Annotated in this window: 10 protein-coding genes; 3 read left to right on the top strand and 7 right to left on the bottom strand. The window is 69.2% G+C overall.

Annotated features, from left to right (window positions below; genetic code table 11):
* From AC5P68_RS10885 to AC5P68_RS10865, 5 genes are read right to left on the bottom strand one after another with little or no spacing between them, the layout of a single operon-like run.
* Nucleotides 1-312: an STAS domain-containing protein gene (locus AC5P68_RS10885; RefSeq protein WP_033833548.1), complete on the bottom strand. Its 312-nt coding sequence runs from the start codon at nucleotides 310-312 to the stop codon at nucleotides 1-3.
* Complete coding sequence (locus tag AC5P68_RS10880; protein ID WP_005411707.1) at nucleotides 302-964, bottom strand: MlaC/ttg2D family ABC transporter substrate-binding protein; 663 nt, start codon at nucleotides 962-964, stop codon at nucleotides 302-304. The genes AC5P68_RS10885 and AC5P68_RS10880 overlap by 11 nt, the downstream gene beginning before the upstream one ends.
* The gene (gene mlaD, locus AC5P68_RS10875) at nucleotides 961-1,485 is read right to left on the bottom strand and encodes an outer membrane lipid asymmetry maintenance protein MlaD (RefSeq protein WP_005411706.1); all 525 of its coding nucleotides are present in this window, start codon (nucleotides 1,483-1,485) and stop codon (nucleotides 961-963) included. Before mlaD ends, AC5P68_RS10880 begins: the two co-directional genes overlap by 4 nt.
* Before the next feature lie 59 nt (nucleotides 1,486-1,544).
* Nucleotides 1,545-2,294 carry an MlaE family lipid ABC transporter permease subunit gene (locus tag AC5P68_RS10870; RefSeq protein WP_005414955.1) on the bottom strand — a complete coding sequence of 250 codons (750 nt, stop codon included), beginning with the start codon at nucleotides 2,292-2,294 and terminating at the stop codon, nucleotides 1,545-1,547.
* Nucleotides 2,294-3,082 carry an ABC transporter ATP-binding protein gene (locus AC5P68_RS10865; protein ID WP_033833547.1) on the bottom strand — a complete coding sequence of 263 codons (789 nt, stop codon included), beginning with the start codon at nucleotides 3,080-3,082 and terminating at the stop codon, nucleotides 2,294-2,296. The genes AC5P68_RS10870 and AC5P68_RS10865 overlap by 1 nt, the downstream gene beginning before the upstream one ends.
* 189 nt (nucleotides 3,083-3,271) lie before the next feature.
* Between AC5P68_RS10865 and recC the strand changes: the two genes are divergently transcribed.
* The 3 genes from recC to recD are packed head-to-tail and all read left to right on the top strand — an operon-like array spanning nucleotide 3,272 to nucleotide 12,173.
* The gene (recC, locus tag AC5P68_RS10860; RefSeq protein ID WP_164208918.1) at nucleotides 3,272-6,619 is read left to right on the top strand and encodes an exodeoxyribonuclease V subunit gamma; all 3,348 of its coding nucleotides are present in this window, start codon (nucleotides 3,272-3,274) and stop codon (nucleotides 6,617-6,619) included.
* Nucleotides 6,616-10,296, top strand: a complete 3,681-nt coding sequence (recB, locus tag AC5P68_RS10855) for an exodeoxyribonuclease V subunit beta (RefSeq protein ID WP_495216988.1) — start codon at nucleotides 6,616-6,618, stop codon at nucleotides 10,294-10,296. The genes recC and recB overlap by 4 nt, the downstream gene beginning before the upstream one ends.
* Nucleotides 10,293-12,173, top strand: coding sequence for an exodeoxyribonuclease V subunit alpha (recD, locus tag AC5P68_RS10850; RefSeq protein WP_495216987.1), 1,881 nt, complete (start codon nucleotides 10,293-10,295; stop codon nucleotides 12,171-12,173). Before recB ends, recD begins: the two co-directional genes overlap by 4 nt.
* A gap of 543 nt (nucleotides 12,174-12,716) precedes the next feature.
* Here recD and AC5P68_RS10845 read toward each other — a convergent pair.
* Together AC5P68_RS10845 and AC5P68_RS10840 are read right to left on the bottom strand one after the other, a co-directional pair.
* Nucleotides 12,717-13,115 carry a hypothetical protein gene (locus AC5P68_RS10845; protein WP_049403448.1) on the bottom strand — a complete coding sequence of 133 codons (399 nt, stop codon included), beginning with the start codon at nucleotides 13,113-13,115 and terminating at the stop codon, nucleotides 12,717-12,719.
* Nucleotides 13,116-13,209: 94 nt separating this feature from the next.
* A complete protein-coding gene (locus tag AC5P68_RS10840; RefSeq protein ID WP_495216986.1) occupies nucleotides 13,210-15,249 on the bottom strand; it encodes an FUSC family protein in 2,040 nt (679 codons plus the stop codon).
* Nucleotides 15,250-15,252 lie beyond the last annotated feature (3 nt).

The following is a 15,252-nucleotide window of genomic DNA, read 5'->3' as shown; positions in this document are numbered from 1 at the left end:
TCAGCTCGCAGCAGAAGTAGCGTTGAAATCCAGGTTGGGCGACAGCCGGTAGGCCGCGCTCAGTTCGTTGTAGCCAGCCGGCGCGCCGGCGATCACCAGCGGATGGCCGGCCTTGCGCGCACGTGCCGCCAGCTCGGCCAGCAGGGCCAGGCCGGCGCTGTCCACGCGTTCGACCTCAGCCAGATCCAGCCGTGCCAGCTTTGCCGGCAGGGCCTGCAGCTGCGGCCATAGCGCGATCACCGCAGCGCGGTCGAGCACCCCGCGCAGGCGCAGGGTGTCGCCTTCCAGCAGTGCCAGTGCGTTACTTGCCATTGCCCGCGGGCCCGGCCTGCATGCTGCCGCTGTGCAGCTCGCTGGCCACCTGCTTGATGCCCTTCTGGCGCAGCGGGGTGTCGAACTGGTTGCGGAACGTCTGCACGTAGGAGATGCCTTCGATGTTGACGTCGAAGATCTTCCACTGGCCGTTCACGTTGCGCATCCAGTACTCGACCGGGGTCGGCTCGCTGCCGGCACGCACCAGCTCGGTGCTCACGCGCACGCCGCGGTTGCCCGGCAGGGGGCTTTCACCCTTCAGGCGGAAGCTCGGCTTGCCCTGGATGTTGAGCAGGGTCGAACCGTAGCGCTGCATGAGGCTGTCGGCCATGGCATCGGCGAACAGCTTGATGTCGGCATCCGAGGCACCACGGGCGTGCGGGCCCAGCACCAGGCGCGCGGCATAGTCGCGGTCGAAGGTGCGGTTCAGTTCGCTGTCGATGTAGTTGCGCAGGCTGGCCGGGTTGCTGCCGAATTCGCTCCTGCGCTGCTGCAGGGTGGTGAGGATGCGCGTGCTGGCATCGATCACCACCTTGCCGGCCTGGCCCTGCGCCGCGGCAGCGGCGGGGGCGGCGGCCTGGGCCTGGGCGAGGAACGGAGTGGCCGCCAGCAGCGCCGAGGCGAGCAGGGCCGGGATCAGTTTCATCTTCATGGTTGCGGTTCCGTTGCAGGCGCCTGCGCGCCATCGTTGGGCTTCTGAGCAGCGCCGCCACCGGCACCGCCACTGAACATGTACTTGCCGACCAGCTGGATCAGGTCAACCGCCGGCTGGGTGAAGACAATTTCGTCGCCGGCCTTCAGCACGTCCGGATCACCGCCCGGCTGCAGTCCGATATAGCTCTCGCCGAGCAAACCACTGGTGAAGATGCCGGCCGAGGTGTCCGCCGGCAGGTCCTTGACCTTGCTGTCCATGCGCAGGGTCACGATCGATTCGAACTTCACCGGGTCCAGGTCGATGGAGGCGACCTGGCCGACGGTGACGCCGCCGATCTTCACCGGCGCCTGCTTGCGCAGCTGGCCGACCTGGGAGAAGCGCGCCTTCAGCTCGTAGCCCTGGCTGCCCCAGCTCCAGCGCTGGTTGGTCGAGGCCACCGCCAGCACCATCAGCGAGGCCAGGGCCAGCAGCAGGAAAGCGCCGACGGAGAATTCGAGTCTGGGACCGCGGATGGCCATGTGGATTACCTGATCGAGTCGTGGTGGCCGCGCGCGCCTGCGCACCGCCGGTGGAGGGGTTAGGTGAACAACATTGCCGACAGAACGAAGTTGAACATCAGCACCAGCAGCGAAGCGTTGACCACTGCACGGGTGGTCGCCACCGACGTGCCTTCGATGGTCGGCTCGGCATGGAAACCAACATAGGCGGCGACCAGCGCGGCGGTGCCGCCGAAGATCGCCGACTTCAGCATCGCCACGCCGAAGTCATCCCAGAAATCGACGCTGTTGCGCAGCGCCGACCAGAACACGCCATTGTCCAGGCCCAGCACGTGCACGGCCTCGAAGTAGCTGGCACTGATCGCCAGCGAGCAGAAGATGCCGGTCAGCAGCGGCACGGTCAGCACCGCCGCCCAGAAGCGTGGCGCCACGGCCTTGGCCACCGGGTCGATCGCCATCAGCTCCAGCGCCTTGATCTGGTCGGTGGCGCGCATCAGGCCCAGCTCGGCGGCGATCGAACTGCCGGCGCGGCCGATGAACAGCAGCGCGGTCAGCACAGGCGCCAGTTCGCGGTACAGCGACAGGCCAAGCAGGGTCGACAACGCGTCGGCCGCGCCGAAGGTGGTCAGCGTGCGGTAGCCCTGCAGGGTCAGCACCAGGCCGACGAAGGCGCCACCGACGGCGATGATCGGCAGCGAGCGCGCGCCGATCTTGTAGATCTCGCGGGTCAGCTCGGCCAGGAAATCACGGGTCGGCAGGGAACCGCGCAGCACGGTCAGCGAGAACAGCCCGGCGCGGCCCAGCGAGCGGGTGGCTTGGACGAACGGCATTAGGCAACCCTCGCGCGTGGCGCGGCATCGAACGGAATCGGGCCATCCGGCTGGCCATGCAGGAACTGCCGCAGCAGCGGATCCTGGCTGGACTGCAGTGCCTCGGGCGTCCCCTGGAACACGACGCCGCCATTGGCGATGGCGATCACCTGGTCGCAGATCGGCAGGGTCTCGTGCACGTGGTGGCTGACGATGATGCTGGTCAGGCCCAGGCTGTGGTTGAGGCGCTGGATCAGGCTCATGATCACCCCGGAGGCGATCGGGTCCAGCCCGGTCAGCGGCTCGTCGTAGATCATCAGCGGCGGGTCCAGCGCCAGCGCACGGGCCAGCGCCACGCGGCGCGCCATGCCGCCGGACAGTTCGCGCGGCCAGGCGTCGGCGGCGGCCAGCAGGCCCACCGCATGCAGCTTCATCTCCACCAGCCGGCGCAGCACGGCGGCCGGCAGGCGGGTATGCGTACGCAGCGGCAGGGCGACGTTCTCGGCCACGGTGAGGTCGGTCAGCAGACCATTGCCCTGCAGCAGCACGCCCACGCTCTTGCGCATCTCCAGCAGCGCGCTGCTGTCATGCGGGATCGACTTGCCGAACAGGGTGACGTCGCCGGCCACCGGTCGCAGTTCGCCGGTCAGCGCCGCCAGCAGGGTCGATTTGCCGCTGCCGGAGGGTCCGAGCACGGCGGTGATGCTGCCCTGCGGCACCTGCAGCGACACGTCACGCAGGATCGTGCGTCCGCTCCGGTCGATGCGGACGTTGGACAACTGCACCAGACTGGAGGTGGAAGCCGACATGGGCACCATTAACGTTTTTTAGACATCGAAGGATCGGGCCAGCCGGCTGAACATAAGCAGACTGGACGGTCCAGTATTGTTGCACGGCAGGGCGTGGCGCAGGCCGGGACAATCGGCCGGCAGCCCGGAACAATCCGTACCGTCGATGGGCCGACCATTGAATACTGCCTGCCGTCCTGCACACTGTGCATGATGAGTGACCCAGGCAGCGATTTCCGCCTCTACCATTCCAACTCGCTGGACGTGCTGGCCGCGCTGCTGGCGCGCAACGTGCGTGCGCCGGTGCCAGGCCAGCCGTTGCTGGCGCCGGAAGTGGTGTTGATCCCGCAGGTGGCGATGCGCCGCTGGCTGCAAGCGACACTGGCCGCCGAATTCGGTGTCGCCGCCAACCTCGAATTCCTCACCCCGGGCGAGTTCGTGGCCCGCGCGCTGAAGGCCAACGTCAGCGGCGAGCAGGACGATCTGGACGCGGCCGGCCTGCATTGGAAGCTGTACCAGGCCCTGCGCGACCCGACATTGCTGGCGCAGCCACCGATGCGTGCGCTGCAGTCCTATCTTGCCGGCGGTGACGCATTGAAACCCTGGGCGCTGGCCGGCGAGCTGGCCTCGGTATTCGAGAAGTACCAGGCGTGGCGCCGTGACTGGCTGCTGCGCTGGGCAGCCGGTGCCGATCCTGCCGACCCGCAGGCGATCCTGTGGCGCACCATCACCCAGGGCCACGACTACCGCGCGCGCCGCATCCAGGAATACCTGGACCGTTTCGAAGGGGCCGGCCAACCGCTGCCGAAGGGCTTGCCACCGCGCATGTCTGCGTTCGCAACGCTCAACATCTCGCCCGACGTGCTGCGGGTGATGGCCACCCAGGCGCGGGTGGGCGAGCTGCATTTCTATATGCCTACCCCGGTGCAGTCGTACTGGGGCGACCTGCAGACGCTGGCCGAACGCCTGCGCAGCGGCGCACCGGACCCCTTCGGCGAAGCGGCCGGCGAGAACCGCCTGCTGGAAGCCTGGGGTGCGGCCGGGCGCGACTTCATGGCGGTGCTGGGCAGTTACGAGGTGGTGCATCCGGCCGGCGAAATCGCTGCCTATTCCGATCCGGAGGAGGACACCCGCCCGACCCTGGACGAAGGCGGCCTGTCCGACAGCCTGCTGCATCGCCTGCAGCGTGACCTGTTCCACCGCCGCGCGCTGCCCTCGGGCGAGCTGCGCGACGGCCTGCGCAGCGACGACCCCAGCCTGCAGGTGCATGCCTGCCATACCCGCCTGCGCGAGCTGCAGGTGCTGCACGACCAGCTGCGCAGCCTGCTGCAGGACCCGCGCTTCGACCCGCCGCTGCAGGCGCGCGAGATCGCGGTGCTGGCACCGGACATCGATCCCTACGTGCCGTACCTGGAAGCGGTGTTCGGCGGTCGCGGCGGCGAGGAGGAACACATTCCGTATGCGCTGGCCGACAGCAGTCCGCTGGCCGGCGAGCCGTTGGCCGATGTGTTCGTGCACCTGCTGGGCCTGCCGGTCTCGCGCTTTGGCTTGAACGAAGTGCTGGACCTGCTGGCCAGCGCGCCGCTGGCCGAGGCGGCCGGGCTGGAAGCGGTGGACTTCGACCGCCTGCATGGCTGGCTGCAACAGGCCGGTGCACGCTGGGGCCTGGATGCGAAACACCGCAACCAGCACCAGGCACCGGCCGACGACGCCTACACCTGGCAGTTCGCGCTGGATCGCCTGGTACTCGGCCACGCCGCCGGCAGCGAGGCCGACCTGGCCGGCGTGGCGCCGTGGATCGAACTGGAAGGCGGTGCGCTGGACGCGCTGGACCGGCTGCTGCGCCTGCTGCGCGTGCTGGCCATCTACCAGCGCCGACTGGGCGAGCTGCTGACCCCGGCGCAGTGGCGGCAACGCCTGCTGTCGCTGCTGGATGCACTGCTGCCCACCGCGCCCAGTTCCCCCAACAGCCAGCGCGCGCTGGAGCGCCTGCGCAAGCTGCTCAACCAGTTCGCCGAAGATGCCGCCAAGGCCGGCTTCGAGGAAGGCGTGCCGCCGGAGGTGGTGCGCGCGCACTTCGCCGGCGCGCTGGGCGAGGCCGATACGCGCGCACCGCTGCTGACCGGTGGCATCAGTTTCGGCCGCATGGTGCCGATGCGCCTGCTGCCGTTCCGGGTGATCTGCGTGCTCGGCCTCAATGATGGCGATTTCCCGCGCCGTGACCCCGCTGCCGGTCTCAACCAGCTCACCGCCGAGCTGGATACGCCGCGCCGCCGTCCGGGCGACCGCTCCACCCGCGAGGATGACCGCTTCCTGTTCCTGCAGCTGTTCGCCGCCGCGCAGGAGGTGTTCTATCTCAGCTATCTCGGCGCCGATCCGCGCGATGGCAGCGTGCGCGAGCCGTCGGTGCTGGTCAGTGAACTGATCGATGCCGCCGCCGCGTATCACCTCGATCCGCCTGCGGCGGTCCGCGACTTCACCGTGCGCCACGCCCTGCAGCCGTTCTCACCGGCGGCGTTCGGTGATGGCGATCCGCGTCGCTTCAGCTATCGCCGCCAGTGGCATCCGGCCGCCGGTCGCCTTACCGGCCAGCGCGGCGGCCTGCAGCCGTGGTTCGATGCACCGTTGCCGCCGCCGCTCGACGACGCGGTGGAGGGGGAGGTCGCGCTCGATACCCTGCGCCGCTTCCTGTGCGACCCGGCCGGACAATTCCTCGCTCAGTCGCTGGGCCTGCGCCTGGCCGACGAGGTCGAGGAGGTGGATGACCTGGAACCGCTGGTGCTGTCCTCGCGCGGGCCGGAAAAGCGCAGCGTGCAGGCGGCGGTAGTGCGCGCCACGCTCAGCGGCGATACCGAGCCGTTGTACCCACGCCTGCGCGCGCGTGGCCTGCTGCCGTCGGGTCCATTGGGCGAGCGTCAGTTCGAGGTGGAGCAGTTGAAGACACGCCCGTATGCCAGTGCGCTGCTGGGCTGGATGCAGGGCGAACCACTGGAAAGCCGTCGCTACGAAGTGGACATCGATGGCGTGCGCCTGCATGGCCGCGTGGCCGATCGGCATCCGGAAGGGCTGGTGCGCCTGCGTGCCGGCACGCTCAATGGCAATGCAGTGATCCGCCACGGCCTGGACTGGCTGCTGGCGAACGCGGCGGGCGACGCGCTGCCGCTTGTGCAGTTCCATGACGGCGGCGACGCCGGTCCCGGCCCGCATGTACTGCCGACACTGAGCGTTCCCGCTGCACGTGCGGCGCTGCGTGCGCTGCTGCAGCTGCGCCAGCGTGGCCTGCGCGAGCCGCTGCGCTTTGCCCCGTACACCGGCTGGGTGCTGTACAACGCGCCAGCAGAAAAGCAGCGCAGCGAAGGCTGGAAGCAGTGGCACGGCAGCGACCGCAGCTGGGGTGAATCCAGCAGCGACGCCTGGCAGCTGCTGCTGCGGGGTGCCGACCCGTTCGCTACCGATGCCGGCTACGCTGACCTGCTGCGCAACAGCCAGCTGGTCTTCAGCGCGGTGCGCGAAGGCCGCGCTCTCGGCACCGAAGCACGCCAGGAGGGCAACGCATGAACACCGCCATCGCCGAAGACGGCCTCGAATCCCTCAGCCGCGATCCCTACCTGGCGCTGCCGCTGGAGGGCATCCGGCTGATCGAAGCCAGCGCCGGCACCGGCAAGACCTTCACCCTGGCCACGTTGTTCACCCGCCTGGTGGTGGAGCAGGGCCTGCGCATCGGCCAGATCCTGGCGGTGACCTTCACCGATGCCGCCACCCAGGAACTGCGCAAGCGCATCCGCGAGCGCCTGGCGCTGGCCGCGCGCCTGGTCGACCTGGAAGCGGCCGACGGTGAAGCACCGGAGGTACGATTGACGCGTGACGTGCTGCAGCGCCATCTGCGGGGCGGCACCGAGAGCGCCGCCGCACTGAAACGCCGCCTGCAGGTGGCCGCAGACGAGATCGACCTGGCGTCCATCTTCACCATTCATGGTTTCTGTACCCGCGTGCTGCGCGAGCATGCGCTGGAAAGCGGCCACACCTTTGATCCGCCGGAACTGCTGGCCAGCGACCGTGAACTGCTGGAGGAGCTCGCGGCCGATCTGTGGCGCGTACATGCCAACGACCCGGCCACGCTGGAGCCGCTGACCTGGCTGTGGTCCAACCCCGACGCGCTGGCCGCCGATCTGCGCGCGCTGCTGGGCACGCCGCCGCTGCATCCGCTGCCACGGCCGGCGGCGCTGGCCGATCCACGCCCGGCATTGCAGAGCGCGGCGGAAGCCCTGTCCGCAAGCGTGCGCGAGCATGGCGAGCAGTTCTTCATCGACCTCTGCGATGCCGTCGACAACAAGTGGCTCAACGGCGTGTCATACAAGCTGGGCTGGCTGCACCCGCTGGGCCGGCAGCTGCTGGCCTGGGCCGAGCGCGCCGACCCGCGCGAGCTGCTGGCCAGCGATCGCCTGCCGGCACTGCTGCCGGAGGTGCTGTCCGACAAGACCAACAAGAAATTCCCTGATCGCACGCCGTCGTCGCCATTGCAGGCGCCGTTGGCGCGCTATGTTGCGCTGCTGGCCGAACGCGATGCCTGGCTGCGTGGCACCGCGCTGGATTTCCTGCACACGCTTCGCGCCGAAGCCACGCAGCGCCTGCAGGCGCTGAAGCGTACGCGCCGGGTACAGACCTACGACGATCTGATTGATGGCGTAGCGCTCGCCCTGGAAGGCCCGCAGCGGCTGACGCTGGTCAGGCAACTGCGTGCGCAGTACCGCATCGCGCTGGTCGATGAGTTCCAGGACACCGACGATCGCCAGTGGGGCATCTTCCACACCGTGTTCGGCGATTCGCCGGAGGTGCGCGAACTCGGCCTGACGCCGGCGCTGTTCCTGATCGGCGACCCCAAGCAGGCGATCTACGGTTTCCGCGGTGGCGACATCCACACCTACCTGAAGGCCAAGCAGGTGGCGCAGCAGGCGCCGGTGCTGGACCAGAACTTCCGCTCGCGACCGTCTGTGTTGCGCGCGTTGCAGGCGCTGTACGACAACGGTGGCGAAGACGCCTTCCTCGAACGCGACATCCGGTTCGAGCCGGTGCGGCCCGGTGGCGTGCGCAGCGATGCGGACTACCTGCGCGCCGGCCAGGCCGCCAAGGCACTCACCCTGCGCGTGCTGCGCAGTGGCGGTGACAAGGCGATGGGCGCCGATGCCTCGCGCGATGCGGCGACCCAGGCCTGCGTCGCCGCGATTCACCAGATCCTGGTCGATGCGCGCGCGGGCAATGCCGTGTTGCGTGGGCGACCGGTGCAGCCCGGTGATATCGCGGTGCTGGTGCGCTCGCATCGCGAGGCCACCCTGGTACAGCGTGCGCTGGCCGCGGTCGGCATTCCCGCGGTGGCGGCCGGCAAGCAGAGCCTGTTCGCCACTGCTGAAGCCCGCGACCTTCGTGCGCTGCTGCTGGCACTGCTGCAACCGGCCGACGAAGGCCGCCTGCGTGCAGCGCTGGCCACCGTGCTGCTTGGCCAGCGGGCCAGCGCGATCGCGGCAATGGAACGCGAAGGTGACCTGCAACGCGGGTTCCAGGCACAGCTGCTGCATTGGCGCGAGCGCTGGCAGCGCGGGGGACCGTTCGCAGTGATTGCCGATGTCTGTGCCGCACAGGGTGAACGCCTGCTGGCGCTGATCGATGGCGAGCGCCGCCTGACCAATTACCTGCAGCTGGGTGAACTGCTGCAGGAGGCCTCGGCGCAGGCGCTGGGCATGCATGGCCTGCTGGACTGGCTGCAGGGGCAGATGGCCAGTGCCGACCAGGATGACGAGCAGCAGCTCCTGCGCCTGGAGTCGGATGCGCGCCGCGTGCAGATCATCACCCTGCACAAGAGCAAGGGCCTGGAGTATCCGCTGGTGTTCCTGCCCTTCGTCGGCATCGACGGCGGCGCGCCGAACACCGCCTCGCACTGCACCGTGCACTTTGGGGGCCAGCGCCAGCTGCACTGGAAGCTGGACAAGGACGAGGCCTGGGAAGCGGCCAACGCGCAGCGTGAGCGCGAGCAGCGTGCCGAGGATGCGCGCCTGCTCTATGTAGGACTGACCCGCGCCGAGCATGCGCTGTGGATCGCCGTGGGTGATCTGGCCGGGCTCGGCAGGACGCGTCTGGCGCCACTGCTGGGTGACCTGCAGGCGCTGCGCGCGCATGCCGATGTGCATATTGATGACAGCGAGGCACCGGCCGCGCTGCCGCAGCTGGCGGCCGAAGTGGAAGGTGACCTGCCGGCGGTACGTGCACTGACCCGGCGCGTGCCGCATGACTGGTGGGTCTACAGCTTCACCCAGCTGGCGCATGCCGATGCGGGCGCTGGCAGTGATATTGAAGCCGCCGCCACCGAGCTGCCGGCACCGGCCGCCGATGAACCGGCCGGCCCGGAACTGCCGCTGGAACCGGCGCTGCCCGAACCCACCGCCGTCGTCGAAGACAGCGCGCCGATCGACCCGCGCTTCATGGGCAGCCGCTTCGGCAACGTGCTGCACGAGGCGATGGAGAACGTCGACTTCGCTGCCTGGGGTGACTGGCAGCCGGGCCGGGAAGCGCCCGAGGGACAGGCCGAGGTGCTACGCAAGGCGCTGCATGACGAAGGCTATGCCGACGTCGACCTGGACGATGGCGTGGCCGTGCTGGTGCCGCTGGTCGGCCACACGCTCACCGTGCCGCTGCCCGAAGGCGGCGCCCTTTACAGCCTGGGCGAAGGCGAGCGGCGCGCGGAAATCGACTTCCATTTCGCCATCGAGCCGACCACGGTGCCGGCGCTGCTGCAGGTGCTGCATGCCCACGGTGTTTCCAGTGGTCGTCGAGGCTTCGGCCAGCGCCGCCGCCTGGAAGGGCTGATGACCGGCATGATCGACCTGACCTACGTGCGCGACGGGCGCTGGTACGTGCTCGACTACAAATCCAATCGTCTGCCCGGCTACAGCCAAGACCTGCTGGCCATCGCCATGCGCCACAGCGAGTACGACCTGCAGGCGCTGATCTATACCGTGGCCCTGCATCGCTGGCTGCGCTTCCGCCTGGGCGCGGCCTACGACTACGAGCGTGACATGGGCGGCATCCGCTACCTGTTCTGCCGCGGCCTCGATGGCACCGACAACGGCGTGCATGTGGACCGTTTCCCGCTGGCGCTGGTGGATGCACTGGATGCGTTGTTCGCCGGTGGCGAACAGGCCCAGGCCGAACTGGCCGCACGTGCCCGTGGGGCCGGCGCATGAGCCTGCTGAAGGAACTGCACCAGAAGGGCCTGCTGCGCACCCTCGACCACGCGTTGGCGACCAGCCTGATGCGGCTGCGCGGCGACACGCCGGAGAGCGTGGCGCTGGCGGCGGCGCTGGCCTCGCTGGCGGTGGCGCAGGGCCACGCCGGCTTCGATCCGGCGCAGCCGCAGCGCCTGCTGGAAGGGGTGCCCGAGTGGCCCGCCTCGCAGGACTGGCTGGCACAACTGCGCGCATCGCCTTGGGTGGCTATACCCGAGCAGGCCGACGCCATCGCCGAGGATGCGCCGCTGGTGCTGGAGAACGGCCTGCTCTACCTGCGCCGCTACCGCGAGTACGAACGGCAGTTGGCCGCCGGGCTGCAGCGCATCGGCCGGCATCCGCTGCCGGCACCGGACATGGCCGCGCTGGCACCGTTGTTCGCGCAGCTGTTCCCGCAGGCACTGGGCAGCGAGGATCACCAGGCCCGTGCCGCCGGCGTGACCCTGCGCCATCCGCTGGCGCTGGTGACTGGCGGCCCCGGCACCGGCAAGACCACCACCATCGCGCGCCTGTTGCTGCTGCTGGCGGCGCAGGCGCGGCATGCCGGCCAGCCGCTGCCCGAAGTGGCGCTGGCCGCGCCTACCGGACGCGCCGCCGAGCGCATGGCCGAGAGCCTGCGTCTGGCCGTGCAGCGCCTGCAGGAGAACGGCGTGGACCCGGCGCTATGCGCGGCATTGCCCAGTACCGGCACCACCCTGCATCGCCTGCTCGGCGTGATCCCGGATTCGCCGCGCTTCCGCCACCACGCCGACAACCCGCTGCCGGTGGACGTGGTGGTGGTCGACGAAGCCTCGATGATCGATCTGCCGATGATGGCCAAGCTGGTCGACGCGATCGCCAGCGGCACCCGCCTGATCCTGCTTGGCGACCCCGATCAGTTGCCCTCGGTCGAAGCCGGTGATGTGCTCAGCGCGATCCTGCGCGCCAGCGGTGATGGCATCGGCACCCGCGCCGATGATGCGCAGGCACTGCAGGGTCTGTTGGCACCGGCCACGTTGCAGCCGCGGGCCACGCCGCGCGCCTTCGCCGGCCGCCGCGTGCAGCTGCAACGTGGTTTCCGGCAAAGCGATGCGCTGGACCTGGCACCGCTGGCGCATGCCGTGCGCGAAGGCGACAGCGGCACCGCATTGCAGCTGCTGCGCGGTGGGTCGCTGGCAGGAGTGCATTTCCACGAAGGCGAGGCCGATCCATTGCGTGGCCAGCGCGAGCACCTGCTGGGCCATTGGCGTGCGTTGGCCGACGCCGCCGATCCGGTGCTTGCCCTGCAGCAGGCCGGGCGACTGCGCGTGCTGACCGCGCTGCGCGAAGGCCCGCAGGGTGCGCGCGGGCTCAACAGCCGCATCGAACAGCTGCTGGCTGGCAACACCCCGGGCTACTTCCAGGGTCGCCTGCTGCTGGTGACCGAGAACAGCTACCGGCACCGCCTGTTCAACGGCGATATCGGCATCTGCCTGCGCGATGGCAGTGGCGCGATGGTGGCCTGGTTCCCCGGCGACACGGTCGAGCAGCCGCGCGCCTTCCACCCGGCCGCACTGCCCGCGCACGAAAGCGCCTTCGCGATGACCGTGCACAAGGCGCAGGGCTCGGAGTTCGATGAAGTGTGGCTGCAGCTGCCGCGCCAGGACAGCCGCGTGCTGTCGCGCGAACTGGTCTACACCGGCCTGACCCGCGCCCGCCAGGTGCTGCATGTGGCAGGCAGCGCAGAGGTGCTGCAGGCCGCGTTGAAACGCCACGCCAGCCGATTGGGTGGCCTGGCCTGGCGGCTGGGTGCGGAAGCGGTGGCCGAAGCACCGGCGCGCATCGAACAGCCCACGGTGCAGGGCCAGTTGTTCTGAATCGGGGTCGGATCCCGTTCCCATCGGGAACGGGCTCTGACCCCTTCACCTGATCGCCAGGCAGAAGCAGTCGAGCATGGCTCGACTTTACAACAGCGTACTTCGATCATTCCGACGTTCATCCACGCATGCCGTGGATCTACCGTGTCGACCAAGGTCGACACCCACCAGAGCAGAACGCCGTGCCGGCAGATCGCAGGAAACTGTCGACGGCGGGGTGGGTCCGGTTGAGGGGGCGTGAGCCGCATGGGCCCGAGGCATGCCTCGGGCGGGTTGGGCAGGACGCCCAACCCCGGTCTTGCCGTGTGCGCAGGACAGCGCACACGAGCAAGCGGCGACCGAGCTTACATGGGTGAGGGCGCTTTGCTTGCGAAGCACTGCTTCGCAAGCGCCCGAACGCACAGCCGCCAGGGGCTGGGCCGGGCCCCGAAGGGGGACTTGCAGCGCCCCCCGCAGCCGGACCCACCCCGCCAACCCACGGATAGCGCGCATTTGACGTTGCCGTTGATTCGGCAGGTGCAAGGCGCAGCCCTGCCGCCACACCTATTCCGCGATCAGTACCAGCCCATCCGGGAACACGATCGCCGCTTCATCAGCACTCACGTCGAAGAAGCCCACGCCGTGCTTCTCGGCCAGGTCCTGCACGCGGCCGTGCGCGCGCTCGGCCACCGAATAGGCAAACGCGCCGTAGATCACCTCGCGGCCGATGCTGTACTCGGTCACCTCGGCACGGTCGTCATCGTCGTTGCTCAATGGGCCGTTCATCGGCGGGAAGTCCTGCGCCATCTCCGCGAACCACGCCTGCAGCGCCGGGCTGCTGACCGCCGGGTCGTCATACTCGTGGCGCTCGTTCCACTGCGTCTGCTTCTCGAACCAGGCGATGAAGGCCGCCGCCTCACGTGGCGCGGCGCTGGTCTCGAACACCATCATGTCGTAACTCATTGGATCTTCCTGTGCAGAGCAGGGGTCAGAGCCTTCGCTCGCGGCGAAGGATCCGACCCCGGCAACGAGGTCTGTGGCTGCACAGGGTATCGCGCTACGGCTGTCCGGCTGCACTCATCGCCAAGCCCGGCGCCAGCGCCTTCGCCTCCGGGAACAGCGCGAAGCGCAGGCCGATCAGGCCCATCAGGGCTTCATCGCGGGCCTTGCAGGCGGCCACGCTACCGACCCGGCCCAGCGAAGTATCCAGCCGCTCGCGCAGCGCCTCGGCCGCCACAATAGGTTTGCGCGCGGCGATCTGCCGGCGGTAGTGCACGGCGACCTCTTCCAGAATGTGCTCGACCGCCTCGCGGCTGCGCTCGGGCAGTTCCAGCCGTGCGCGACGCAGCTGCAGGATGTTCAGGCCGATGCGCGCCTCGTTGAGCATGTCCACCGAGGCGATGTCGCTGCCCTCCGGCGTCGCCGCCAGACGCGGCGCGAGCAGGCCCAGCAGATCGAGCATGCGCGCAGCGAAGCGCTGCCGGTCCTGCTGGCCACGGCCTTCGGCGGCTTCGGCCAGCGTGGTCCAGCCCTGCCGCACCAGCCGGCGCGCGGTCCACTCGGCACCCACCGAACGGAACAGGCGGGTCATCACCACCGCAAAGCCAATGCCGATGAACATCGCGATGGACGAGTTGAGGAAGGTCTGGATGTTGGCGCTGTAGGTGTTCTGCAGGCTCAGCAGCGCGGCCAGGTTGACCGTCAGCGGCAGCGCGAACAGCGCGCTCTTGGGGTGGTGCAGCATCAGCCCCAGCGGCAGGAACGCCACCGCCAGCACCAGCGCCAGCAGGCCGAAGTCGTGCACGGCCGGGAACACGCCGAACAGGTACACGCCGGCCACCACCGAGGCGACCATCGCCCACACCAGGAACGACACCATGCTCGGTGCCGGATCGTCCTGCGCGGCGAAAAATGCGGCGGTCACCGCGGCCATCATCGCGCCGTTGCCGCCGCCTTCCCACCCCAGCGCGATCCACAGCACGCAGTAGCTCATCAGCGCCGCGCCGGCACTGAGCGCGGAGAACAGCGCCATGCCATAGTCGACGTGCTTGTCGGCGGCCACGCGTTCGGTGCGGATGCGGTAGTGCGCACGGTCCAGCGGCGCAGTGCCCCGGTCGATCGCGTGCTGCAGGGTGCGGCAGTCCTGCCACAGGTCCACCAGTTCCTCCAGGCGCAGCAGCAGGCTGGCCAGCTGCAGGTGCTGCAGGTCGCGGTCCACCTGCGGCTTCAACGCACTGATGCGCGCACGCAGGCGCGCGTACTCGCTGGCGTTGGTGGGCCCGTCCAGCCAGTCATGGATGTCGTCGACCAGCGCCGGCAGGCCTTCCGGCAGGGCCTGGCCGTCGCTGCGCAGCGCACTCAGGCGGTCGGCAATCGAGGACAGCACCGGCAACAGCAGCAGCATGCGCTCGCGCAGCCGCTCCATCGACACTGCCGAACCGGCATGGCGCGGGTCGTCGCGGCGCAGGAACTCGATCAGCGCCTCGAACTGCACCAGGTCGGCGGCGAGCCGGTTGCGCGGCGCGTGTGCGCGGCCGCGTTCGAGGATCTGCCGGCACCACTGCGCCGCATCCTCCATCCAGTTGCCGATGCGCGCGCGCAGCATCGGGCGTACCGAGGCCGGGAACAGCAGCGAAGCAAACAGCACTGCCACCACGGTGCCGAGGATGATCTCCTCGCTGCGCGCCACCACGGTGTCGAAGATGGTTTCCGGCGAGGTCACGGCCGGGAAGCCGATGAAGGCCGTCGTGTAACCGGCCAGCAGGAACGCGTAACCGCGCGGGCCACGGTTGAGCAGGGCCATGAACAGGCACCCGGCCAGCCAGATCGACATCGCCGCGCTCAGCACCAGCGGCGTTTCCACCAGCGCCGGCAGCACCAGCAGGGTGGCCAGGCCGGCCACCAGGGTGCCAACGATGCGGTACACGCCCTTGGCGCGGGTTGGGCCCAGCAGCGGCTGGCTGACGATGTACACCGTGCCCATCGCCCAGTACGGGCGCGACAGGTTGCCGGCCATGGCGATGTACAGCGCGGCCACCGCGGCCAGGTAGGTCTTGATCGAGAACAGCCAGGCCTGGCGATCGGTCAGCGCGTTCATGGC

The sequence above is a fragment of the Stenotrophomonas sp. YJH_SMC_58 genome, assembly GCF_059369635.1.
The sequence above is the reverse complement of the archived record's forward strand: the minus strand, read 5'-3'. Positions and strand labels throughout refer to the sequence as shown.